Annotated in this window: 20 protein-coding genes; 9 read left to right on the forward strand and 11 right to left on the reverse strand. The window is 64.1% G+C overall.

Annotated features, from left to right (window positions below; translation table 11 throughout):
• Nucleotides 1–49: 49 nt before the first annotated feature.
• Together ubiA and EV560_RS31735 are read right to left on the reverse strand one after the other, a co-directional pair.
• Complete coding sequence (gene ubiA / locus EV560_RS31730) at nt 50–1,003, reverse strand: 4-hydroxybenzoate octaprenyltransferase (RefSeq protein ID WP_131859850.1); 954 nt, start codon at nt 1,001–1,003, stop codon at nt 50–52.
• 7 nt (nt 1,004–1,010) lie between these two features.
• Complete coding sequence (locus tag EV560_RS31735) at nt 1,011–1,487, reverse strand: hypothetical protein (protein WP_131859851.1); 477 nt, start codon at nt 1,485–1,487, stop codon at nt 1,011–1,013.
• A gap of 308 nt (nt 1,488–1,795) precedes the next feature.
• Between EV560_RS31735 and EV560_RS31740 the strand changes: the two genes are divergently transcribed.
• The 4 genes from EV560_RS31740 (at nt 1,796) to EV560_RS31755 (ending at nt 5,812) form a co-directional block, all read left to right on the forward strand.
• Nucleotides 1,796–2,548 carry a 16S rRNA (uracil(1498)-N(3))-methyltransferase gene (locus tag EV560_RS31740; protein ID WP_131859852.1) on the forward strand — a complete coding sequence of 251 codons (753 nt, stop codon included), beginning with the start codon at nt 1,796–1,798 and terminating at the stop codon, nt 2,546–2,548.
• A 157-nt stretch (nt 2,549–2,705) separates the two neighbouring features.
• Nucleotides 2,706–3,869, forward strand: a complete 1,164-nt coding sequence (locus tag EV560_RS31745) for a carboxylate-amine ligase (protein ID WP_131859853.1) — start codon at nt 2,706–2,708, stop codon at nt 3,867–3,869.
• A gap of 192 nt (nt 3,870–4,061) precedes the next feature.
• Nucleotides 4,062–5,441 carry a glutamate--cysteine ligase gene (locus EV560_RS31750; RefSeq protein WP_131859854.1) on the forward strand — a complete coding sequence of 460 codons (1,380 nt, stop codon included), beginning with the start codon at nt 4,062–4,064 and terminating at the stop codon, nt 5,439–5,441.
• A gap of 191 nt (nt 5,442–5,632) precedes the next feature.
• Entirely contained in the window at nt 5,633–5,812 is a 180-nt protein-coding gene (locus EV560_RS31755; protein WP_131859855.1) for a Flp family type IVb pilin, read from the forward strand.
• A gap of 3 nt (nt 5,813–5,815) precedes the next feature.
• Here the strand turns inward: EV560_RS31755 and EV560_RS31760 are convergent, their stop codons facing one another.
• Nucleotides 5,816–6,697 (reverse strand): LysR substrate-binding domain-containing protein, encoded by an 882-nt coding sequence (locus tag EV560_RS31760; protein ID WP_131859856.1) that lies wholly within the window; start codon nt 6,695–6,697, stop codon nt 5,816–5,818.
• 167 nt (nt 6,698–6,864) lie between these two features.
• Here EV560_RS31760 and EV560_RS31765 point away from each other — a divergent pair, with 167 nt between their 5' ends.
• A complete protein-coding gene (locus tag EV560_RS31765) occupies nt 6,865–7,233 on the forward strand; it encodes a DUF1127 domain-containing protein (RefSeq protein ID WP_131859857.1) in 369 nt (122 codons plus the stop codon).
• Nucleotides 7,234–7,328: 95 nt separating this feature from the next.
• On the opposite strand, the gene EV560_RS31770 is transcribed toward EV560_RS31765, so the two are convergent.
• From EV560_RS31770 to EV560_RS31780, 3 genes are all read right to left on the reverse strand, one after another.
• On the reverse strand, nt 7,329–8,315 hold the full coding sequence (locus EV560_RS31770) for a DUF937 domain-containing protein (protein ID WP_131859858.1): 987 nt from the start codon (nt 8,313–8,315) through the stop codon (nt 7,329–7,331).
• A 96-nt stretch (nt 8,316–8,411) separates the two neighbouring features.
• A complete protein-coding gene (locus EV560_RS31775; protein ID WP_131859859.1) occupies nt 8,412–9,800 on the reverse strand; it encodes an MATE family efflux transporter in 1,389 nt (462 codons plus the stop codon).
• Nucleotides 9,797–11,653 (reverse strand): monovalent cation:proton antiporter-2 (CPA2) family protein, encoded by a 1,857-nt coding sequence (locus EV560_RS31780; RefSeq protein WP_131859860.1) that lies wholly within the window; start codon nt 11,651–11,653, stop codon nt 9,797–9,799. The genes EV560_RS31775 and EV560_RS31780 overlap by 4 nt, the downstream gene beginning before the upstream one ends.
• A 199-nt stretch (nt 11,654–11,852) precedes the next feature.
• On the opposite strand from EV560_RS31780, the gene ispH reads away from it, so the two are divergent.
• The 4 genes from ispH (at nt 11,853) to EV560_RS31810 (ending at nt 17,364) form a co-directional block, all read left to right on the forward strand.
• The gene (gene ispH, locus EV560_RS31785; protein WP_248312305.1) at nt 11,853–12,824 is read left to right on the forward strand and encodes a 4-hydroxy-3-methylbut-2-enyl diphosphate reductase; all 972 of its coding nucleotides are present in this window, start codon (nt 11,853–11,855) and stop codon (nt 12,822–12,824) included.
• A gap of 6 nt (nt 12,825–12,830) precedes the next feature.
• Complete coding sequence (locus EV560_RS31790; RefSeq protein ID WP_131859862.1) at nt 12,831–13,796, forward strand: homoserine kinase; 966 nt, start codon at nt 12,831–12,833, stop codon at nt 13,794–13,796.
• Nucleotides 13,797–14,122: 326 nt separating this feature from the next.
• Entirely contained in the window at nt 14,123–14,572 is a 450-nt protein-coding gene (rnhA, locus tag EV560_RS31805; RefSeq protein ID WP_131859863.1) for a ribonuclease HI, read from the forward strand.
• A gap of 1,886 nt (nt 14,573–16,458) precedes the next feature.
• A complete protein-coding gene (locus EV560_RS31810) occupies nt 16,459–17,364 on the forward strand; it encodes an NAD-dependent epimerase/dehydratase family protein (protein WP_131859864.1) in 906 nt (301 codons plus the stop codon).
• Nucleotides 17,365–17,617: 253 nt separating this feature from the next.
• Here the strand turns inward: EV560_RS31810 and EV560_RS31815 are convergent, their stop codons facing one another.
• The 5 genes from EV560_RS31815 to rfbF form a co-directional block, all read right to left on the reverse strand.
• Nucleotides 17,618–18,886: a DUF4910 domain-containing protein gene (locus tag EV560_RS31815; RefSeq protein WP_131859921.1), complete on the reverse strand. Its 1,269-nt coding sequence runs from the start codon at nt 18,884–18,886 to the stop codon at nt 17,618–17,620.
• Between the two features lie 293 nt (nt 18,887–19,179).
• A complete protein-coding gene (locus tag EV560_RS31820; RefSeq protein ID WP_131859865.1) occupies nt 19,180–20,487 on the reverse strand; it encodes a class I SAM-dependent methyltransferase in 1,308 nt (435 codons plus the stop codon).
• Between the two features lie 15 nt (nt 20,488–20,502).
• Nucleotides 20,503–21,069, reverse strand: coding sequence for a dTDP-4-dehydrorhamnose 3,5-epimerase (gene rfbC / locus EV560_RS31825; RefSeq protein ID WP_131859866.1), 567 nt, complete (start codon nt 21,067–21,069; stop codon nt 20,503–20,505).
• Between the two features lie 12 nt (nt 21,070–21,081).
• Nucleotides 21,082–22,137: an NAD-dependent epimerase/dehydratase family protein gene (locus EV560_RS31830; RefSeq protein WP_131859867.1), complete on the reverse strand. Its 1,056-nt coding sequence runs from the start codon at nt 22,135–22,137 to the stop codon at nt 21,082–21,084.
• Nucleotides 22,134–22,979: a glucose-1-phosphate cytidylyltransferase gene (rfbF, locus tag EV560_RS31835; RefSeq protein WP_131859868.1), complete on the reverse strand. Its 846-nt coding sequence runs from the start codon at nt 22,977–22,979 to the stop codon at nt 22,134–22,136. Before rfbF ends, EV560_RS31830 begins: the two co-directional genes overlap by 4 nt.
• Nucleotides 22,980–23,219: the final 240 nt, after the last annotated feature.

The following is a 23,219-nucleotide window of genomic DNA, read 5'->3' on the forward strand; positions in this document are numbered from 1 at the left end:
AAATAAGGAGCTAGATCATCGGGGCGGATCCGATATCCGGTCCGATGATCTAGAAGCCGGCGCGGACCAGCGCATCCAGCGCGAAGCCGGCCGCCAGCAGCAGGCCGGCATTGCGGTTGGAGCGGAACAGCCGCAGCGCGAGTTGCGGCGGCGCGCCGTTGAGCCGCGAGACCTGCCAGCCGAGATGGGCGGCGAAGGCCGCGAGCCCGATCCAGGCGATGAGCCCGCCGCCGGCGCTCCAGGTCGCCAGCCCCGCCAGCACGGCGGCCAGCGCGAAGCAGAGCGCCACGGCCTCGCGCGTCCAGCTGCCGAAATAGCGCGCGCTCGACTTGATGCCGGCGATGACGTCGTCCTCGATATCCTGCATCGCGTAGATCGTGTCGTAGCCGATCGTCCAGACGATCGCCGCCGCGTAGATCAGATAGGCCGGCGGATCGAGCCGGCCGAAGGCCGCGCTCCAGCCGATCAGCCCGCCCCAGGAAAAGGCGAGCCCGAGCACGAATTGCGGCATGTTGGTGATGCGCTTCATGTACGGGTAGATCGCCACGATCCCCAGCGAGGCGATGCCGAGCATGATGGTGAAGCGGTTGAACTGCAGCAGCACCAGCAGGCCGACCAGCGAGAGCGCGATCATGAATGCCGCTGCCTGCCTGGTGGTGACCTGGCCGGAGGGCAGGGGCCGCCCGCGCGTGCGCGCCACCTGGGCGTCGAGCTTGCGGTCGACGATGTCGTTGAAAGTCGAGCCGGCCGCGCGCATCACGATCGCGCCGACGAAGAAGAGCAGGCAATGCCAGGGATCGGGAAAAGGCTTGCCCGCCGCGATGGCGGCGAGTCCCGCCGCCCACCAGCATGGCAGCAGCAGGAGCCACCAGCCGATCGGCCGCTCGATCCGAGCGAGCTTGAGATAGGGGCGCACGGCGCTCGGCGCGCGCGTGTCGACCCAATGCCCCGTCAGTGCGTCCGGCAGCGGCGCATCGACCTGGTCCGGCGCCGACGCAGCCATGGCAGGATCAGAGCGCGCCCTGCGGTACCCGCATCGGGCCGCCGGTGACGGAATCGGAACCGCCGAACGGGCTGTTGCTCTGCTGCCGCTGCGCCTGCTGCGCCTTTCGCATCATATCCGCCTGCTGCTTGACGGCGTTGCAGGCGCGATTGCGGATGGTCGAAGCCTTTTCGTTGTCGGCCTTCATGTTGTCGATGAAGGCCGGCGGGATCTGGCACCAATCCTGGTTGGCGGTGGCGAATTTCAATGCTGCGCTGCCATTGTTGACGAGGCGCCCGAGCGTGCTGCAGGCCGCCTGCGGCGTCAGCTTCTGCTTTGTTTTCTGGGACGCGTTGAGGCCGGCGACGATGCTCTGGCGCTCCTGCAGCAGTTTCTGCATCTGCTCGCAGCCCGAAGCCTGCGCGCTCGCCGGGCTCGCGTCGAAGAGCGCCGCTGCCGCCAGTCCGAGCGTCGCGATCATGCCGGTCGCCGCCTGTCGCCGCATAATATCCTGTCCCCTTTGTCCCCGGGCTTCCACCTGGCCCGTAACTTTTCCATATCAGCACAGGCGCGGTTACGCCAAGCGCCAGGCTATCATCGTCCAGGTCTTTGCCGTGGAGCAGTGCGGCTACGCCAGGATTGTGGCGGTTTTTGCGTTCCGTACCCTTCGTTTTGCCACGTTCAGATCGATCGCGAGGCGTTATGCCCGGCCGGGACAGCCGTGACCGTCTCGGCTATGACCCGGTTTCCGGTTTGCCGGACACGGCTTAAGCCAAGCCATTGCAGAATCGTGGAACGATGACGGACAAGTCGATGCCAGCGCCTGACCTGCCGAGATATCGGCTCCATCTCGATGCATCGCTGACCGAAGCCCGGCCGGTGCCGCTCGCCCGAGAGCAGGTCAATTATCTCCTCAACGTGCTTCGGCTGAAGGATGGCGACGAGGTCCTCGCCTTCAACGGACGCGACGGCGAATGGGTCGCGGCACTCGTCGCTGCCGGCCGCAAGCAGGCCGATCTCAAGCCGCTGCGGCAGGTCCGGCCGCAAACGCCGCAGCCCGACCTGCATTATCTTTTCGCCCCGCTGAAGTATGCCCGGCTCGATTATATGGCGCAGAAGGCGGTCGAGATGGGTGCCGGCCTGCTCCAGCCGGTGCTGACCCGTCATACCCAGGTCTCCCGCCTCAATCTCGATCGGCTGAAGGCGAATGCGATCGAGGCGGCCGAGCAATGCGGCATCCTCGCCTTGCCCGAGATCAGGCCGGAACTTTCCCTCGAGGCGGCCCTGTCGGCGCTCGAACCGGAACGGCTGCTCGTCTTCTGCGACGAGGAGACGGAGCATGACAGCCCCGTCGCGACCCTGGCCGCCGCCAAGCCCGGCCCGCTGGCGCTGTTGATCGGTCCCGAGGGTGGGTTCGACGAGGCCGAGCGCAAGCGGGTGCTCGGCCGGCCGAACACGCTGCGCATCTCGCTTGGTCCGCGCATCCTGCGCGCCGACACCGCCGCCGTCGCCGCGCTTGCCCTGCTCCAGGCAACCTTGGGCGATTGGCCGCAGGGGAAAAACTGAACAGGGCCGGGAACGCCTCTGCCGGAGCGGCGTTGGGGCGGGTGTGCAGGGGAGATGCGAGACTGAGCGGGGTCGCCCGGCCGGCGTGATGCTGGCCGGTTTCCGCATGTCGGCGGCCTTTTCGGCACAGCCTGCATCGATCCCCTGAGAGGACGCTATGAGCCATGCCTGCCGTTTCGGTATCGAAGAAGAGTATTTCCTGTCCGATGCCGTGAGCCGCGGCAGCGTGCGCAAAGTCTCGCCGAAATTCATCACCGCAGTGCAGGAGGCCTTTCCCAAGGAGGTCCAGCGCGAGATGCTGCAATCGCAGATCGAGGTCGCGACCCCGGTCTGCGAGACGATGTCGGAGGCGCGAGCTTCGCTCGCGGCCTTGCGGTCCGGCCTTGCGGGCCTCGGCCGTGAGCATGGCATGTTGCTGCTCGCCTGCGGCACGCATCCCAGCGCAGTCTGGTCACGCCAGCGCGCCACCGATGCGGCGCGCTACGACAAGCTGATGCGCGACCTGCAGATGATCGGCCAGCGCAACCAGCTTTGCGGGCTGCATATCCATGTCGAGGTTCCGGACGAGGACGAGCGCATCCGCCTGATGGGCCGCATGCTGCCCTATTTGCCGCTGATTCTGGCGCTCTCCACCTCGTCGCCTTTCTGGCAGGGTCAGCGCACCGGTCTGATGGGCTACCGCCTCGCGGCCTATGCCGAGCTGCCGCGCACCGGCTTGCCGGAGCTGTTCAACGACCCGGCCGATTATCGCGCCTATATCGAGACCTTGGTCAGCGCCGGCGCCATCAAGGATGCGAGCTATATCTGGTGGGCGATCCGTCCCTCCAACACGCACCCGACGCTCGAGCTGCGCGTCGCCGATAGCTGCACGCGGCTTGGCGACACGCTTGCGATCGCGGCGCTCTTTCGCTGCCTTGTGCGCCATCTCCTGCGCAACCCCTGGCTCAACGCCAATCTGCCTGTGACCGCGCGCGCCCTTGCCGCAGAGAACATGTGGCGGGCGCAGCGCTATGGCATCCATGGCGGGCTGATCTCTTCCGAGAGCCGCAGCATGCGCACGGTTCCCGACCTGCTCGACGAACTGCTCGACCAGCTTTCGGATGATGCCGCGGCCCTCGGTTGCTGCGCCGATCTCGCCGGCTGCCGTGCGATCATCACGGAGGGCACCAGCGCCGATATCCAGCTCGCCATGTTCGAGGAGGCGCGGGCGCGCGGAGGGCAGGCGGCCGGGCTTGCGGCGGTCGTGGACTGGCTCGCCTCCGAGACGCGCGCCGACGGCGTCGCCTGGGAAGGCCCGCCGCGCCTGCTTGGTGCGGCGTGATTGCAAGCGCGCCGTGCAGAGCCGTGACAACGCCCGTGCGTTTGTGCAAGATCTACCCCTCTTCGAACGCGTAGCGGAGAACGTTGTCCTCTGCCGGGCGGTCGCCTATGAGTGGCGCTCCGAGCCTGTCCCGGCCGCGCCATTCCGGTGTCGGCAGGGCCGCGGCTGCCCTAATGTTGTGCCGGAGCGCCCATGGCTCGTGACGTGTCCGATTCGACCCCGGTCGCCTGCAAGTCCGAGCTGATCGGCTGGATCGCGCAGGGCGAGAAGCCGCGCTCCGCCTTCCGCCTCGGCACCGAGCACGAGAAATTCCCGTTCTACCGCGGCGACCTCGCCCCGGTGCCCTATGAGGGCCGCGGCGAGGCGGGCGGCATCCGCCATATCCTCGAAGGCATGCAGGCGCGGCTCGGCTGGGATCCGATCATGGATGACGGCCACATCATCGGCCTTGCCGGCCCCGATGGCGGCGGCGCGATCTCGCTCGAGCCCGGCGGGCAGTTCGAGCTCTCCGGCGCGCCTGTCGAAAACCTGCACGAGACGGCGGCCGAGCTCGCGCAGCATCTGGCTGATGTGAAATCGGTCGCCGAGCCGCATGGCATCGGTTTCGCGCTGCTCGGCCATTCGCCGCTGTGGACGCGGGCGCAGACGCCGATGATGCCGAAAGGCCGCTACAAGATCATGGCGAACTACATGCCGAAGGTCGGCACGCGCGGCCTCGACATGATGTTCCGCACCTGCACCGTGCAGGTGAATCTCGATTTCGGCGACGAGGCCGACATGGTGAAGAAGCTGAGGGTCTCGCTCGCCCTGCAGCCGGTCGCGACCGCGCTCTTTGCCGCCTCGCCTTTCACCGAGGGCAAGCTCAACGGCTTCCAGTCGATGCGCTCGGAAATCTGGCGCGATACCGACAAGGCGCGCTCCGGCATGCTCGCCTTCGCCTTCGACGAGGGCATGTCCTACGAGGCCTATGTCGACTGGGCCCTCGACGTGCCGATGTATTTCGTCAAGCGCGGCCCGGTCTATCACGATGTCGCCGGCGCCTCGTTCCGCGATCTGCTGGCCGGCAAGCTGCCGCAACTGCCCGGCGAGCGGGCGACCATGTCCGACTGGGCCAACCATCTCTCGACCATGTTCCCGGAGGTCAGGCTGAAGCGCTTCCTCGAGATGCGCGGTGCCGATGCCGGCCCGGAGCCGATGCTGAATGCCTTGCCGGCCTTCTGGGTCGGGCTGCTCTATGACCAGACCTCGCTCGATGCGGCCTGGGACCTGGTCAAGGGCTGGAGCAACGACGAGCGGCAGGGTCTGCGCGATACCGTGCCGAAGCTCGGCCTGGAGGCGGGCATTGCCGGCCGCCCGCTTGTGGAGGTCGCCCGCGAGGTGCTCGAATTGTCGCGCGCCGGCCTGGCGCGCCGCGCCCGCCGCAACGCCGCAGGGCAGGACGAGACGGCCTATCTCGACCCGGTCATGGCCATCGCCGAGCGCGGCCGCAGCCTTGCGCAAGACCTCGCCGGGCGCTTCCAGAACAGCTGGGGCGAGCGGATCGAGCCCGTTTTCGAGGAGCTCGCGATCTAGAGCATTTCCGCGTTTCTCCGAATCGCGAAAATTCTCTATCTATTTGTTTTGACGCATTTTCTTCACGCGAACCGGTGTCCACTTCGCTCGAAAATGCTCTAGCTTCTCGGGCAACCCGCAAAGCGCGAGTTGCAGCGATTTGCCGCCGCCACATTAACGGTTTGGCCGAATTTATCGGCTAGATCGCGGTTATGAACCGGATCAAGGCCTTCATTCAAGATGCTGCCACTGACCAGGGTGGGGCGACGGTGATCGAGTACGGCCTGGTCGCGGGCCTGATTTCGATCACGATCATTGTTTGGGCCACTCAGATCGGCCAGTCCGTGCTCGGCTTTTTCGAGGCGGTCAGCAAAGGCTTCCCCGCCTCGTGATCGTCACTCCGCCGCGGCTTTGAAGCTCGCCAGGTTATCCAGGCTCTGGATGATGTGCTCGGCCAGCGCGTTCGAGAGCACCGAAGGGTCGAAGCGCGTGCGCAGCAGGCCGATCTTGCAGGATGGCAGCGTCGCATAGCCGTCGGCGGGGCCTAGAATGCGCATGCCGGGCCTGACCGCGCTTTCCGGAAGCACGGAGACAGCGAGCCCCGCGATCACCGCCGCGCCCACCGCCGTCGAGTTCCAGCTCGCATAGAGCACGCGGAAGCGCCTTCCCTTCTTCTCCAGCGCCTCTACCGCAGCCTGGCGCCAGTTGCATGTCGGCCGTCCCAGCGCCAGCGGCAGCGGGTCCTCCTCATGCACGCTGTGGCGCGCCGAGGTCACCCAGAGCAGCGGCTCGATGCGGATGATCTCGCCCTGGCCGCGATTCTCGACATGGGTGATGATCGCCAGGTCGATATCGCCGGTGGCGATGCGTTCGGCCAGCATCGGTGTCGGCTCGCACACCACCGTGACCTCTGCCCGCGGGTTGGAATGCGCGAACCGGGCCAGGATCTCCGGCAGGTAGCGATCGGCATAGTCGTCGGGCACCCCGAGGCGGATGCGTCCCTTGAGATCGGCGTCGGTGAAGCTCGCGACGCATTCGAGGTTGAGCCGCACGATGCGCCGCGCGTAGTCGAGCAGGCGCTCGCCATCCTCGGTCAGCTTGGCATGGCGCCCATCGCGGCCGAAGAGCGGCCGTCCGACGCGCTCCTCCAGCCGTTTCATCTGCATCGAGACCGCCGATTGCGTCTTGAAAACGATCTCTGCGGCACGGGTGAAAGAGCCGGTATCGGCGATGGCGACGAAGGTTTTGAGCTGATCCGCATCCAGCACATGCGCCATGGACCCCTCCCGGATTGTTCATCAATATCCGTGTTGTGAAGCATCATAACCATTCGTTTGGTTTATGGCCAGCGCAAAGCTAAGGTCTCTGCAGTTTCCGGTTCGTGTCATCGGCGCGTCCAGCCGGTCCGGAAAGCTCCCGCAGCAAAAAACCCAAGGAGGTCAACATGCTGACCCTGACTTTCGCCCGGAAGCCGCTCTCGTTCGTCGCTGTCACCACCACGCGTGTCGCCGTTCGTGGCTTCGTCGGCGTGCGAGCCTTGGCGCGGGCCCTGATTCATCGCCGCGAGATCCTGCGGCTCACCGAGCTCGACGAGCGCGGCCTCAAGGATATCGGTCTGGTGCGCTCGGATATCGATGGCGCGCTCTCGACGTCCTGGCTCAACGATCCCTCGGCCATCCTGGCCGCGCGTTCCAGCGCCCAGAACAACGTCGCCTCGGCCCGTCGAGAGAAAGGTCTTCGACAGGCCATGGTGAGCCGACCGGCCGGCCGCCCGGCGGCCACTCCGAAATCCACGGTTGCGTGCAGCGCCTGACCCCTTGGCGCAGCACGTTCCTCGCGGGCGGGAGCCAAGTGCTTCCGCCCGTTTTTATTTGTGCTCCCGTTTTTATGTGCAGTTGTTGCGCCTGATTAGCGCCGCCCGCCGCCGAGCATGGCGTCGAGGATCGATTTCAGCGCGTCCTGGTGGCCTTCCTGGACCTGCCTGCCGTGCTCGAACATCTGGTTGAGCGCATCGAGGCCGATCGAGCCGGGCGTGCCCGGAGCGGAGGAGGGCGCCGGCTGATCCGCCACGTCCTCTTCGGGCTCGGGCTCGGGAGCGCGGCCCTGAGGGCGGCCACGCGGTTGCGCCGGTTCATCCTGAGCGGCGGCCTGGCCCGCCGCGCCGCCGAACAACCCGCCAAGGATCTGACCGAGCACATCGCCCATCGGATTGGCGCCGGCGCCCATACCGCCGGGCATCTGGCCGCCGGGCATCTGTCCGCCCGGCATCTGTCCGCCGAACGGCCCGCCCTGCGGCTGCTGGCCGGCGCCCGCTCCTGCGGCCTGACCGCCGAACAGGCCGCCGAGGACCTGGCCGAGCACATCGCCCATCGGATTGGCGGAAGGCTGCGCCTGCGGCTGCGGCGCCGGCTGCTGCCCCGGCACCTTGCCCTGCATCATCTCGGCGAACTGGCCGAGAATGCCGCCGAGCCCGCTATTGCCAGTCGATTTGAACAGGCCGCCCATCACCATGGCGGCGATCACCGGCAGCATCTGCTTGAGCACGGCCTGGCCGACGCCGCTGGTCGCGGCCGCCTGCGCCACCACGGCGTTGCTGACCTCCTTCGAGCCAAAGAGCTGGGCGAGCACGTTGTTGCCCATCATCTGCGCATTGTCGGGAATGCCGTCGCCATCGGCGTCGTAGAGCCGGCCGTAGGGCGAGGCCGTCATCATCTGGGCGAGATTGCCGAAGGCGTAGGGATCTTGCGTCTGGCGTTGCAGCCCCATCGAGAAGGCCGGCAGCAGGGCGTCGAGCGCGTTCTGCGTCTGCTGCTGGCTGAGCCCGTATTGCCGGGCGAGGTTCTGCATGGCCTGGCCGTTCTGGGCCGATTGCATCATGTCGAACAGGTTCATCATGGCGCGCCTCGATCTTCGCCGCAGGGATCGCCCTGCGTCCGGACGATAGCAGGGCGGGGCTCGCAGGCAAGCCGGCGCAGGCTCGCCTGAGAGGCCTCAGGCCGAGGCAGCCGAGGCACGGGCCGCAGCCGCTTGCGCCGTGGCACCGCGCTCCAGCTTGCCGATGCTGCGATAGGCCGTGACGAGGGCGGCAATTCCGAAAACGACCGCGCCGAGCGCCGCGCCGGCGAGCGCGCCTTTCGGTCCGGCATAGCTCGCGCCGAGCCAGGAGAGCGGCATGGTGCCGAGCGTGGCGCGGCCCCAGCTGAACACGGTCGAGAGGACCGGCATGCCGAGATTGTTGAAGGCCGCGTTGGCGACGAAGAGCAGGCCGACGAAGAGCCACATCGGGCCCGAGATCAGGCAGAAGAAGCTCACGAGTTCGGCCGTGAGGCCGGTCGCTCCGAAGAGCGCGGTGATCGGGCCGCTCAGCAGCACAAGGGCAAGCCAGGCGAAGCCGACGCAGCCCATGACGAAGATCACGGAATCGCTCAGCGTGCGCCGCATCCGGTCGAAACGGCCTGCGCCCCAGTTCTGCCCGAGGATCGGGCCGACAGCGCCGGACAGGGCGAAGATCACGCCGAAGGCGACCGGCACGAGCCGGTCGATGATCGCCATCGCGGCGATGGCGGCATCACCGAAGCGCGCCATCACGCTGGCGAAGACGGCATTGGCGATCGGGGCCGAGAGATTGGTCAGGATCGCCGGCGCCGCGATCGCCAGCGTGCGCGGCGTATCCGCGGCGATGGCGGCGCGCGTCGGCCGCGCGACGATGCCATGGATCTTGACCGCGCCATGGAAGCCGATCGCCGCGAAGATCACCCGCGATGCGACTGTGGCCCAGGCGGCGCCGTTGGGGCCGAGGCCGAGGCCAAAGATGAAGAGCGGGTCCAGCGCCGCGGTCGCCAGCCCGCCGCCCAAGGTCACGAACATGGCGCGCCGGGCATCGCCGACGGCACGCAGCACGCCGGAAAAGCCCATGCCGATCGCCATCAGCACGTTGGACGGCAACGCGATCCATAGGAAGGACAGGGCGACCGCGTAGGATTCGCCATGTGCCCCAAGCCGCGTGAGCAGCCAGGGCAGGCAGGGCAGGGTCAACGCCGAGAGCAGCAGCCCGGCCAGCGTCATCAGCGCCATGCTGGAGCCGGCGATGCGCCGAGCACCCTCGCGGTCGCCGGCCCCGAGCGCGCGCGAGGTCAGGGCCGCGACCGCGATCATCAGCCCGACATTGAACGAGATCATCAGGTAGAGGACGATGGTCGCATAGCCTACGCCGGCGGTGGCGCCCGGTCGTCCCAGCCAGGATACGTAGAGCAGCGACAGGAGATCGACGACGAAGATCGCCATCAGGCCGATCGAGCCTGTCGCCGTCATCACCGCGACATGACGAAAGGTCGAGCCGCTGACGAAGACGGCCTCGTCGGGCTTGACCGTGCCGCTCATCGCTCCGGTTCGCCGACGCCGCCGACGGCGACTTCCGCTCCGCCATCCTCGATGACCTCGCGCGTCTCCTGCGTCAGCGCCTTCGACTTCGCCTTGGGCTTGATCAGCGGCTCGGGCGTGACGCGCGGCACCTTGGTCAGGCTGGCGGCGATGCCTTCGGTGAACTGGATCTCCATGCGCTGGGCGTCGCGGTCGCGGACATGGTCGATCACCAGGCTGGCCTCGTCATAGGTCAGGCCGAGCCCCTCCAGGGTCACCCGGCCGAAGCCGAGGGCCGATTCGAAGGTCTCGCGCATCTGATAGTCGACATTGGCCTTCATCAGGTCGATGGCGTGGATACGGTCATAGGCGCGCACATGCAGCCTGACGGTCGGGAACTCGGCCTTGACCATCTCGACGATGCGCAGGGCCGCCTCGCGATTATCGATGCAGACACAGATGATCTTGGCCTTGTCGGCGCCGGCGGCGCGCAGCACGTCGAGCCGCGTGCCGTCGCCGTAATAGATCTTGAAGCCGAACTTGGCGGCCGAACGGATGCGCTCGACATCGGAATCGATGATCGTGACGTCGACATGCTGGAGCAGCAGCGCCTGCGTCACCACCTGGCCGAAGCGGCCGAAGCCGACGACGATGACGGTGCCGCCCGCGCCGTCGAAATCCTCTTCCATCGTCTCGGCCTCGGAATGGCCGAGCAGCCAGATGTCGATCAGCTTGGCGAGGATCGGGCCGATCAGCATGGTCAGCGCCGCCAGCGAGGTCGCGATGGCGCTCTGCTGCGGGTTGAGCAGGCCGAGCGAGAGCGCCAGCGGCAGCAGCACGAAGGCGAATTCGCCGGCAGGCGAGAGCAGGGCGCCGGCCCGGATCGCCTCGGTCGTCGTCGAGCAGGAGGCGCGCAGGATCGCCGCCGCCACCGCGATCTTGAACAGCACGAGCAGCGGCGCGGCGAGCGCCAGCAGGAGCGCGTTGTCCATCACCAGCTTCAGGTCGAGCGACATGCCGACCGCCATGAAGAACAGCCCGAGCAGCACGCCGCGGAAGGGCTCGATATCGGCCTCGAGCTCGTGCCTGAAATGCGAATCGGCGAGCAGCACGCCGGCGAGGAAGGCGCCCATCGCCATCGAGAGCCCGACATGCTCCATCAGGAGCGCCGCGCCGAGCACGATCAGCAGGGCGGCCGCCGTCATCACCTCCTTGGCGCCGGCCTTGGCCAGGATGCGGAAGAACGGGTTCAGCACATAGCGGCCGGCGAGCACGATGATGGCGACGGCGAGCAGCGCGAAGCCAAGGCCGAGCAACGCCTGGCCCGAGCCGTTATTCTCCGCCCCGGTCGTCGCCAGCAGCGGCAGCACGGCGAGGGCGGGCGCGATCGAAATGTCCTGGAACAGCAGGATCGAGAAGGTGCGCCTGCCATAGGTCTCGCCGCCATCGCCGCGCTCTTCCAGGAGCTGCAGCGCGATCGAGGTGGCCGAAAGCGCCAGCGCCAGGCCGACGGCAAAGGAGCCGCCGGCAGAGAGGCCGAACCACCACGCGACGAGGCCGATCACGCCCGTGCTCAACGCCATCTGGGCGAGGCCGGCGCCGAGAATGTCCTTGCGCATCGAATAGAGCCGCGACGGCTGCAATTCGAGCCCGACCAGGAAGAGCAGCAGCACGACGCCGATCTCGGCCGTGCCGCGGATCGCGTCGGGATCCTTGACCACCGCCAGCACCGAGGGGCCGATCACGATGCCGGCGGCGAGATAGCCGAGCACCGCCGACTGTCCGAGGCGACGGAACAGCGGCACGGCGGTCACGGCGCCGGCACAGAACGTCAGGATCGCGGGCAGGTAGCTCGTGTGGGAAACATCGGCCATGAAGATCTCGGGTCAGGAGGCATTTGTAGCCGCAAGGCCGACAACCTACCCCATCTAGGGGCTGCCTATCGATCCTGCGAGTCTCGAGTGCAGATGCATGGTGCAGGCCATGCCTGCACCGGCGCGTCATTGCTGTTCCTTGACATCATCCGCATCTGACCGAAAGAAGACGCTGACCCTTTCGGAGCCGCACAGCCGCGTGACCAAGCCGCCGCTCGACATTCTGCTTTGCGCCCCGCGCGGCTTTTGCGCGGGCGTCGTGCGCGCCATCGACGCTGTCGAGAAGGCGCTGAGCCTTCATGGCGCGCCGGTCTATGTCCGGCACGAGATCGTGCATAACAAATACGTGGTCGAGTCGCTGAAGCGGAAGGGCGCGGTCTTCGTCGCCGAGCTCTCGGAAGTGCCCGACACCACCCGCCCGGTGATCTTCTCCGCCCATGGCGTGCCGAAATCCGTGCCGGCCGAGGCCGAGCATCGCGCGCTTTTCGCAATCGACGCCACCTGCCCGCTGGTCACCAAGGTCCATCGCGAGGCCGAGGTCCATCACAAGCGCGGCCGCCACATCCTGCTCGTCGGCCATGCCGGCCACCCCGAGGTGATCGGCACGATGGGGCAATTGCCTCAGGGCGCGATCACGCTGATCGAGACGCTCGACGATGTCGCGACGCTGGTGCCGCCCTCCGGCCTGCCGCTCGCCTATGTCACGCAGACGACCCTCTCCGTCGATGACACACGCGGCATCGTCGAGGCCCTGCAGGCGCGCTTCCCCGATCTGATCGCGCCGCACAAGGAAGACATCTGCTACGCCACCACCAACCGCCAGGAGGCGGTCAAGCGCGTCGCGCCGCTGGTCGACGGCCTGCTCGTGGTCGGCTCGCCCAATTCCTCCAACTCGCAGCGCCTGCGCGAGGTGGCCGAGCGCGCCGGCTGCCCGCATGCCCGCCTCGTGCTGCGCACCGACGAGATCGACTGGTCGATCTTCGGCGATATCCGCAGGCTCGGCCTCACTGCCGGAGCCAGCGCGCCGGAGGTGCTGGTCGAGGAGATCATCGACGCCTTCGCCGAGCGCTACGAGGTCCGGGTCGAGACGGTCTCGACCGCCGACGAAAGCGTCTTCTTCCCCCTGCCGCGCGAGTTGCGCAGCGAGCCAGCGCCGACCGCGGCCGAGTGAGCGAATTTGGCCGTCTATACTGAAGTCGCCGATGACGAGATGGCCGCCTTCGTGGCGCGCTATGGCATTGGCGAATTGCTCGCCGCCAAGGGCATCGCCGAGGGCGTCGAGAACTCCAACTACCTGCTGCACACGACCACGGGCTTCTTCATCCTCACCCTCTACGAGAAGCGGGTGAAGGCCGAGGACCTGCCCTTCTTCGTCGCGCTGATGCAGCATCTCGCCGGGCGCGGCCTGAACTGCCCGGTGCCGGTGCAGGACAGCCGCGGCGAGGCGCTGAGCAAGCTCGCCGGGCGCCCGGCCGCGATCGTCACCTTCCTCGACGGGCTCTCGGTCAAGCGGCCGAGCGCCGCGCATTGCGCCGAGGTCGGCCGTTCGCTGGCGCTGCTGCACAAGGCCGGCGAGGATTTCGGCATGCAGCGCGTCAATGCGCTCTCCGTGCCGGGCTGGCGGCCGCTCGCCGAGCAGGCCGGCGCCGACGCCGACACGGTCTCGCCCGGGCTGGCAAAGCGGATCCTGGCCGAGATCGAGCGCCATGAGCGCGCCTGGCCGCAGGATCTCCCCAGCGGCGTCATCCATGCCGATCTCTTCCCGAACAACGTCTTCTTCATCGGCGACAAGCTTTCGGGGCTGATCGACTTCTATTTCGCCTGCACCGACGCCTTCGCCTACGATCTCGCGATCTGCCTGAACTCCTGGTGCTTCGAGGCCGATGCCTCGTTCAATCTCACCAAGGGGCAGGCGATGCTGGCAGGCTATGAGAGCGTGCGCCCGCTGACGCAGGGTGAGGTCGACGCTTTGCCGGCTTTGTGCCGCGGCTCGGCGCTGCGTTTCCTCCTGACCCGACTGGTCGATTGGCTGAACGTGCCGCCCGGCGCCCTGGTCAAGCCGCATGATCCGCTCGAATATGATCGCAAGCTCGCCTTCCACCAGCGTGTCGGCGATGCGCGGGACTACGGGTTGCGGCGATGAGCGAGGCGGTGGAGGTTTGGACCGGCGGGGCCTGTTCGGGCAATCCCGGTCCGGGCGCGCTTGGGGCTTGCCCCATTCGCGCAATCAAGAATTGCCGGGGCCAGCCATGAGCGAGGCGGTCGAGGTCTGGACCGACGGGGCCTGTTCGGGCAATCCCGGTCCCGGCGCGCTTGGGGCTTGCCCCATTCGCGCAATCAAGAATCGCCGGGGCCAGCCATGAGCGAGGCGGTCGAGATCTGGACGGACGGGGCCTGTTCGGGCAATCCCGGACCCGGCGCGCTTGGGGCTTGCCCCATTCGCGCAATCAAGAATCGCCGGGGCCAGCCATGAGCGAGGCGGTCGAGATCTGGACGGACGGGGCCTGTTCGGGCAATCCCGGACCTGGCGGCTGGGGCGCGATCCTCTGCTACAAGGGCCATGAGCGGGACTTGTCCGGCGGCGAGGCGCTGACCACCAATAACCGCATGGAGCTGATGGCCGCGATCTCGGCGCTGGAGACGCTGTCACGGCCCTGCACCGTCGCGCTTCACACCGACAGCCAGTATTTGCGCCAGGGCATCACCGGCTGGATCCATGGCTGGAAGAAGAACGGCTGGCGCACCGCCGACAAGAAGCCGGTCAAGAACGAGGAGCTCTGGAAGCGCCTCGACGCCGCGCTCGGCCGCCACAAGATCGAGTGGAAATGGGTCAAGGGCCATGCCGGCGACGCGATGAACGAGCGCGCCGATGCGCTGGCGCGGGCGGGCATGGCGCCGTTCAAGGCAGCCTCAAGATGATCCATAAGTTGTGACGCAGTTCTTCCTGAAGGAGTCGAACTAGAGCATTTTCGAGCGAAGTGGATACCGGTTCGCGTGAAGAAAATGCGTCAAAACAAGTAGATAGAGAATTTTCGCGATTCGAAGAAATGCGGAAATGCTCTAGCGAGGTAGACATCTGTGCTGCAAAAAGCCCAGACAGGAAGGGCTGACAGGGCCTAACTGCAGTTTCGTCGATATCTCAGCGAGCGGCCGCTGCATACGGACGCCAGGCGACAACATCACCTGAGACCGGCAGTCCAGATTGCCATCGCCAAACCCCCTCAGCGGAAAGTCGTGCCAGGCCGACGCTTATGGCCATTCCGCAGGACGCGATCACAACGAGCTCACCCCGAGGACAAGACGGTATCGCTTGCCAATGGTATGCGATTGCGGGTTCGCGCGGCATGATCGTCGACATCGAGCCACCTCACGAAACCTTAGATTTCGAAGGCTTGGCATATCCTCCGTCGATTAAAAAGGCCCAGCCCCGTCGAAGCAAGACCCGGCAAAGCATAGCGCGCCACGGCGCCTGAGCCCGCCGACGAACGGCTCGGCTGCGGACGGCGATGCGCGCGGGGAATCCGAATTGATGGCGATCGCCAACCTGCCGCGCAACGCGAGTGGCGATCACCCGCATATGCCCCAGAAAGCCCGAGCAACGCTGGTCTCCAGCTGCAAGCTGAGACTCTCAGGGGGCACTTTAACATTGACTAAATTAGTGATTTCGTTAAATTAATTGATTGCGCCTTCGGATTTTCGTAGAATTCGTTGCCGCCGCAAGAGTGGTCTCTTGCCATGGAAGATCGCGCCCCAATATTCGTCTGCGAAGATTGCGGTGCACTGGCGTCGATATTCCAGAATGGACGGACGACCAGACCCTGATTACGTGCCGTGTATGCGGAAGAACGATCGGCACAATTCGGTTCATACTAGAGGTCCTTCGGGCGGCTTTGGAGGAAGATGGGAATGATTTGTAGGAATGAGAGGGGCTATCGCCGGCGACACCAGCCGGCGCCTGCGTGGTGAAGTGTGGATCCTTCGTCCGCGCGGCGCCTGAGCCGGTGGCGAGCCGCGCGTGGATCGACAAGCCAGCATGGCGTCGACGCCTGGAATGGGGAGAGGCGTTTCAGGTTGCTGGAAAGCTCGCGCATTGATCGATCTCGTCTCCAAAGCCGGCGGGCTGAGTGACGGGTGACCGAAGGCGCGGAACAGCGCTCAAGCCTGGCAGTTGAATCGTATCAGTCGCGTTTCGAGGTGCCGCTATGAAAGCTCGAGCCAAGATCGCTACGACCAGTAGCACGGTCAGGTCCCGAAAAGCCCGCCCGATTATCCGCTCGGGCCGGATTCTTTCCCATCCGCAAGAGCTATGTCGCGAGGCCTGCGAAGACGCGAAGGGCAACCGGTACAGCGTGATCGTCTGGCGAGCTGTGCCGGGCCTATTTCCTACGACCTACACCCTTGACGACGGATCGCCGGTCAAGTTCGTGGATGATTGCGTGTTCGAGATCATTGGAACTGGTACCTACATAACCCGCTTCGCATAGCATCGTCTCCGCTACCGAGATCTTGACCACCCGCGACGTCGCCAACCAGCCACGGCTCTCAGCCTGCTCGCCAGGCATTGCGTACTGCGCCCTCGAACGCTACGTTGCATTTCGGGGTCTGCGAGCATCCAGATAAGCGCTTCAAATCAATAGTATTGGTGTTCGGTTGCTCGCTTAGGCTCAACGGTGAGCGGCCAGTCCGACAGCCTACAGGGGTGTGGCGCCTCCCTTGGCGCGCTGTGAGAGAACTTAAACTTCACGCAATTTAGACGATGGGCGTTCGTTTGTTGCCATCGGTTGCTATGTTAGGTCAAAATAGCAATGCACCTCGGCATAAAGGGCAAGAATATTGTTGTTATTGGAGCGACCGGATTTATCGGGTCGCATCTTGCACCAGCGCTGGCTCTTCATGGTTCAAATGTCGTCTGCGTCTCTCGTAACATTCGAAATCGTCAATTTCTAACATCCAAAAACATGATATGGGACGAGTGCGACGCCAGCAATAGAGCAGATATCAAAAGAATTATTAATCGTTATAATCCAAAAATTATATATCATCTTACTAGCGACAGCAAAGGCGGTCGCGCTATCACACTGATTCCTGACAGCATACAGAACGATCTCATGGCGACAATAAATATTCTCCTCGAATCGGCCCAAGCTGGAGGTATACACGTCGTTATGACCGGGTCGGTCGAGGAGCCTGGCAAGGATGATAAATATCCTTGCTCCCCTTATGCTGCAGCCAAAGCAGCAAGCACAGCTTATGCCAGGATGATCTCTTCGATTAGTGGCTTAGAGGTATCAATTCTTCGCCTTATGATGGTCTACGGCCCCAATCAAAAGAATTATAAGGTATTGCCTTATGTTATTAATCAATTGCGCGACGGACAATTAGCTGAGCTTGGAAGTGGCGCCCGGGCCTTGGACTGGGTGTATGTCGATGACGTGATCGACGCATTCCTCCGTGCTGGATCCTTACCATGGACAAGCGCCGATCCAATTGACATCGGCACCGGGTCATTGATGAGATTGCGGGATTGCCTTGAGATGATCGGAGAGTTGATGGGACGAGCGGATCTCCTCAGGTTTGGTGCGATAGACAACCGCGCACAAGAGCGCGAGGATTCAGCTGACACTGAATTGGCAAGACTTAGGCTGGGGTGGAAGGCAAAGACCAATTTTAGGGATGGAATACAGGCCACAATCAATAGTATTATAAAGTGATAGCGCAAGGTATAGCGATCCGAAATCACGATTTAGATCGATATTTTCTTGGACTGTTCGCCGTCAATCCGACATTGCATGAGCGCATCGGCTCGAAAAGTGCATTGCGGCTTTCGGAAAAGCCGGTGCCAATACAAGAAACTAGATCATCGGATAGGATATTCGGCTCAATCATCTGGATTTGCACCGGCCACTTAAAGGGCGAATGGCGACGCTCCGACCGGACGACAAGTGAGCACGATGTACACTTGGATCATACGGGCCGCTGGTCCAGCGTCTGGAGCAGGCCCTCCCGACAGAGGGCTCGCCGAGCCTCCTTGACGCTTTGCCAGGGAAGGTCTGCCTTGGCGGCAATATCCAGGAGGCTGTTCGTTCCATCGCTCATGTTGAGGAGCCAAAGCATCGCAAGCCGAAAGTCGCTCGCGAGCTGACCGCCGAGGCTCTCGTAGAGGCCACGACGCCCGAGCTGTGGCTCGCCGAAGGGCTGAAGATTGCGGTAGATCCGATTATTCTCAATCACATCGATCACATCCAGGCACGTCCGGGTGGAATCCCTCAGGGCGGCCGGACGCACGAAATCCGGATCATCGGCAGAGGTGTGGTACTCCGGGAATGCGCCGTGAGGCGTCCGCATGAGGCAGCCGACCGGAAGATTGAAGCCGGGTGATCCGTATTGACGCTCGTCGTACCCGTCCGGGGAGAAATCCCGGATCGCGAATTCCGAAGCCTTCTGCCGAAATACATAGGCAACAGCACGATCGATCTCGGCGTCGCCGCCTCGGCTCTTCTTGTAGGTCATGCGGCCCGCGTCGCCGAGGCAGGTCAGAACGAGACCATGCTTCACCCGCTCCAGAACAGATCGATTCCGTGCGAGCCAAGTGATCGCTCCGATCGTGCCCGGCGCGAAGACGAAGCGGTAGCTATAGCGGGTCGGGCATCGCAGCAATTCTTGGGCAAGCGCCGCTGCAACGACGATACCGGACAGGTTGTCGTTGCAGAGCGACGGATGGCAGACGTGGCATGAGATCAGGACCTCGTCCAAAGTTTCGCCCTCGATCAGGCATTCGCCATAGGTGAGGGAGCCATCCTCCAGGGTCGAATCGATACAGACTTCGTAAACCTCGTCACGGAGGCTTTCGAACTGGTTGTGGGAAAGGCAGAAGCCCCAGGTCTCAGCGTAATAGGACGTCCGATAGGGGATCCAGTCGGGCTGGGCGGGCAAGGTATGCAGATGCGAGCGCAGGTCGGCCAAACTCATCTGGGCGCGAACCGGAGCGCTGTAGCCCACGACATGCAGGTTGGAGTTCGCGAAATCAACGACACGCTCGCCCGAGAGGCGTTTGATGAATGCGTCGCGGATGTTCCACTCCCGCGGTATTGTCCAGTCCAGAACCTGTGTTCCGGTCGGCACCTCCACGACTTCCAGCGGAAGATATCGCGACAGGCGATTGAGCGTGGCGCGCACCCCGTCGCCGGTGATGCTGCGGCAGATCGGGTAAAGCTCTTCGATGAGGCTGAGCATGGCGTCGCCCGAATCCGAAGCGAGATGCGGCGCTTCCAGTCCTGACGTTGGCGCAGTCCCGCTTCCGTTGGAGGCGCCAGACTGGGCAGCTTGCGCCGCCTTGGGCACACCGAAGCGATCCTGTTCGAAAATGCCCCCCTCGTCGGCCGCCATTTTCTCGATCATGACGTCTGCCCGCCCCTGTCGTTCTCCCAGAGCAACTCCGCGCTTCTTCGAACCGTGAAAGTTCTCTAAGCTTTTGTTTTATCGCATTTTATTCACGCGAACCGGTGCCCACTTCGCTCGAAAATGCTCTAGTCGATGACCTGTGCGAATGGGATCGGCACAAGGAACTTTCCCCCCCAATCGCGGATATAGGCCATTTGCTCCATGATTTCGTCCTTCAGGTTCCAGGGAAGGATGAGGACGTAGGCCGGCCTGGTCTCCTGAATCCGGCTCGGGTCGTCGATCCGGATATGCGTTCCCGGGAGAAAGAGGCCCTGCTTGTGGGGGCTGCGATCCACCGTGTAGTCGATGAAATCGGAGCGGATGCCGCAATAGTTCAGGAGCGTATTGCCCTTGGCCGGCGCACCATAACCGACGACGCGCTTACCGGACCGCTTCGCCGCAATCAGGAGTTCGAGGAGCCTGCACTTCGTTTCGTGCACCCGGCCCGCGAATGCGAGGTACCGTTCCAGGTCCGCGAGCCCGAACTCTGTCTCGCGTCGACGAAGGTCGGCCACGCGCGGGCTCACCGGGCGTGCGTCGATCCGATCATGGCGGGCATAGATGCGCAAGGAGCCGCCGTGAGTCGGCAATTCCTCGACGTCGAACAGACACAGGCCTCGCGCGGCAAATATCTTTTCAACGGTTAGAAACGAAAAGTAGGAGAAGTGCTCATGGTAGATCGTGTCGATCTGGTTCTCTGCCATGAGCCTCATAAGGTGCGGGAATTCGAGCGTGACGACGCCATCGTCGGCGAGCAGGATTTTCAGGCCGCGCACGAAATCGTTGAGATCTGGAACATGCGCCAGAACGTTGTTTCCAATCAGCAGATCGGCCTGGATGCCCTCCCGCACCAGTTCGCGCGCCGCTTCCTCGCCGAAGAATCTCACACGAGTCGGAACTCCGCGTCGGCGTGCGGCCTCGGCGACGTTCCCGGCCGGTTCGATCCCGAGGACGGGGACGTTTCGCTCGACGAAATATTGAAGCAGATAGCCGTCATTGCTGGCGATCTCGATGACCTGGCTCTGCCCCCCTATGCCGAACCGTTCGGAGATGTCGTGGACATAGCGCCGGGCATGATCGAGCCATGACTCCGAGAACGAAGAAAAATAGGCGTAGTCGCTGAAGATGGCTTCGGGACTCTCGGAATCCTCGAGCTGGACGAGAAAGCATTCGGCACAGACATACGCTCGTAACGGAAAGAAGCGTTCGGGTTTGCCGAGATCGTCGCGCCGCAAATAGGAATTGGCGAGCGGCGACATTCCGAGATCGATGAACACATGGGTGAGGGCTGTCCCACAGAAGCGGCACCCCCTCTCAGGTTGGGGGGGCGAAATCGCTGTGCCGACATCGACCCTCGGGAGGCCTCGCGCTTTCACACCGGGTGCTTCAAGCATCTCTCCCGTCTCCCGTTAAGTCGGCACGACCCGCAGCGGACGCCGCTCCCTGTATCTCTCCAGATCCGGCCAGGACGCGTCTTTTTCGGAGATTGCGGTCACCGGCTCGGGCCAGGCGATCGCGATAAGTGGGTCGTCGTACCGGATTCCGGCGGCTGCGTGTGCGGCATAGGGGGCCGAGATTCGATACTGAACGACCGTCGCGTCCGCCAGCGTCTGGAAGCCGTGGGCCAGGCCTTCCGGAACATAGAGAGCCTTGCCGTTGTCGGCGGAGAGCTCGAAGCCCTGCCAGGCCAGATATGTCCTGGAGCCGGGCCGCATGTCGACGAGTACGTCGTAGATCGCGCCCTGCACGCAGCGGACGACCTTCGTCTCGGCCCAAGGCGCGTTCTGGTAATGCAGGCCTCGCAATGTTCCACGGATATTGTTGAAGGACATGCTGTCCTGTGCGTAGTCGACAACCAGGCCCTGCGACGTGAATTCGTCTCGACACAGCGTCCGTGCGAAGTAGCCGCGATGGTCGTGTTGCATCTCGATATCGATCGCAACCACGCCCTCCAGATCTGTCGCCGAGAAGATCAACGCCTCACTCCCTCAGGCGGCGACTGAATCGGGTCGAACAGTGCCCGTCGTCCAGCGCAAGGATTCATTGATCTGCCCCGTCCGCCGGAGGTATTTGAGCTCCTCGAGCCGGGTGAAGGGAGGCGCATTGAGCGTCGCCAGATCCAACTGAATTCTTTCGAACACGGAGCGCAACTGAAGCGCCCCGCGCTCCGCACTCCAGGCGCAGCGGAATCCCGGCATGCGTTCCCTGATCTTGTCGAAGCAGACGCGGTAGCTGCGATTATCCCCGCTCGCCGGGCCGTAGGTGATGCGGCAGTTCGGGAACGCGGCACGGACAATCTCGGCTATGTCCCGCACCGTATAGTTCTGGTCGTTGTCGCCGACGTTGAAGGCTTCCCCGGCCACGGCTTCTCGCGGCGCCTCCAGCGCGTAAAGGACCGCCGAGCAAATATCCTCGACATGCACCAGCGGTCGCCAAGGCGTGCCGTCGCTGGTCATCCGGATTTCACCGACGGCATGTGCCCAGGCCGCGAGGTTGTTCAGCACGAGGTCGAAGCGCTGGCGCGGGCTCGCGCCAAACGCCGTGGCGTTGCGGAGGAAAACCGGCACGAAGTCGATGTCCGAAAGCTTGCGGACCTCCTCCTCCACAAGGATCTTGCACCTCGCATAGGCCGTCTGCGGATGAAGGCTGGAGAGCTCCGTCTTGGCTTCGCTTCCGCCCGCGCCATAGATGCTGCACGACGATGCGTAGACGAACCTGGCGATCCCGGCCGCCTTGCACAGGCGAGCGAGGCGGACCGAGCCTTCGTGATTGATCGCGAACGTGACCGAAGGATCGTTCTCGCCGAGCGGGTCGTTCGAGAGCTCCGAGAGGTGGACGACCGCGTCGGCGCCCGCGAGCTCTGCCAGGCCAATGTCGCGCAAGTCCTTCGTCAGAACGGATGGCCGGGTCAAGCCGTCCTCGAACAGCCAGCCGCGCCGATAAAAGCCCGTATCGAGCCCGACCACGTCATGGCCTCGGTCGAGCAGCCTGGCGCCGAGAACCGTTCCAATATAACCATCGGCACCGGTGAGAAGAACTCTCATCGGCGTGAGCCCAGGCCTGAGACGAGAACACGGGGCGTTGCACGCGGTTCGGCCTGGGTTTCGGGGCGTTGCCAGACGCGCCAGGGCGGCTTTCCGGAATCCCAGGTCTCCTGGAGCAGAACCTTGTCTCGCAAGGTGTCCATGCTCTGCCAGTATCCCTCGTGCCGGTAGACCGCGAGTTGATCATTGGCGACGAGCCGGCGCATGGGTTCCTGCTCCCAGACCGTGTCCTCTCCGTCGATCAGGTCGAGGGCCTCGGGCTCGACGACGAAGAACCCGCCACTGATCGTATGGCCGTCGCCGCTGTCCTTCTCCCGAAAGCCTACGACTCGCGGTCGGTCGGAGGAGAGATTTAGCGCACCCCAGCGGCCCGGGAGCTGAACCGCCGTGACGGTCGCCAGCGCGCCTTGCTGGTGGTGAAAGGCGATCAGGTCGCGGATGTTCACGTCGGCGACGCCATCGCCGTAGGTCAGGCAGAAGGTTTGCTCGCCAAGATGCTCACGCACCCGCTTCAAACGGCCCCCGGTCATCGTCTTCTCGCCGGTGTCAACGACGGTTACCCGCCAGGGCTCGCGCGCGGATTGATGCGTTACAAGCGTGTTATCGGCGAGGTCGATGGTAAAATCACAGTTTCGATGAAAGAAATTTCTGAAATAGTCTTTGATAATTGAGCCTTTGTACCCGCAGCAGATGACGAAGTCGTTCAGCCCATAATGCGAATAGATCTTCATGATATGCCAGAGGATCGGGTACCCGCCGATCTCGACAAGCGGCTTCGGGACGACGGTGGTCTCTTCGCTCAGGCGCGTGCCATAGCCACCTGCCAGGATGACGACCTTCATGGCGCTTCTCCTACCGGCAAAGAGCCTAGAGCCCTTCCGCGTTTCTCCGAATCGCGCAAGGGCTCTATCTCTTTGGTTTAACGCATTTTCTTTGCGCGAACCGGTATCCGCTTCGCTCGAAAATGCTCTAGCCAAATCCAGGCATGGTCAGGAGTGTGCAGCGCCGTTCCAACGCGGAGTTGAGGCCCATCAAGAACGCGTGCGGGCGTCCGTCACTCACGCGGGCCGATGAAGCCCGCG

Origin of the sequence: Allobosea sp. BK604 (genome assembly GCF_004341515.1) — a bacterium.
Classification (GTDB): domain Bacteria; phylum Pseudomonadota; class Alphaproteobacteria; order Rhizobiales; family Beijerinckiaceae; genus Allobosea.